The organism is Roseivirga sp. UBA1976 (assembly GCF_002336325.1).
Taxonomy (GTDB): Bacteria; Bacteroidota; Bacteroidia; order Cytophagales; family Cyclobacteriaceae; genus Roseivirga; species Roseivirga thermotolerans.
The window spans coordinates 7,980-8,576 of the sequence record NZ_DDDQ01000067.1 but is presented as its reverse complement, the minus strand read 5'-3'; the positions used below and the strand labels follow the sequence as shown (position 1 = coordinate 8,576).

Sequence of the window (597 nt, the reverse complement as noted above, 5' to 3'; positions counted from 1 at the left end):
GGGGGATTGGTTCGTGCCAGAGTTAAGGACTGCGGTCTGAACTGGCAGAATGTACTATCCCTCGCCTCGAGGAGAGATAAAAGCGTGGGGCTCATTCCAGTCTCAAAACTCACTACATGCATCGCAATACAATATTAACATTAGCTATAACTCCTTCGAACATTTTAGCGGCTCACTTTGTATGTTTGCACAAAGAGTAAAAACGATATGCTATTAGTACTTTCCCCAGCCAAGACCCTCGATTTTGAAACCCCATGCGACAAGGAAAAAACCTATCCGAAATTCCAGAAAGAAGCACTGGAGCTTATTGGAGTGCTGAAGGAGAAAAGTCCGGAAGAAATTCAGGAGTTAATGGATTTGAGTGAAAACCTGGCAGAGCTTAACGCTGACCGGTACAGGAAATTTACCAAGAGCAAAAATCCTAAAACAGCCAAGCAGGCTGTTTATGCTTTTAAAGGAGATGTGTATGTAGGGCTTGAAGCTGAAGAGCTGAGCCATGACGATATTCTCTACGCTCAGGAGCATTTGCGCATACTCTCAGGCTTGTACGGTCTGTTGCGTCCGCTCGACCTTATTCAACCCTATCGATTAGAAATG

1 protein-coding gene is annotated in these 597 nt (G+C 44.7%); it reads left to right on the top strand.

Annotation, left to right across the window (positions count from 1 at the left end):
* Positions 1–207 precede the first annotated feature (207 nt).
* The coding region (locus tag B3763_RS07025; RefSeq protein ID WP_286745152.1) for a YaaA family protein at positions 208–597 on the top strand (390 nt) is incomplete at its 3' end.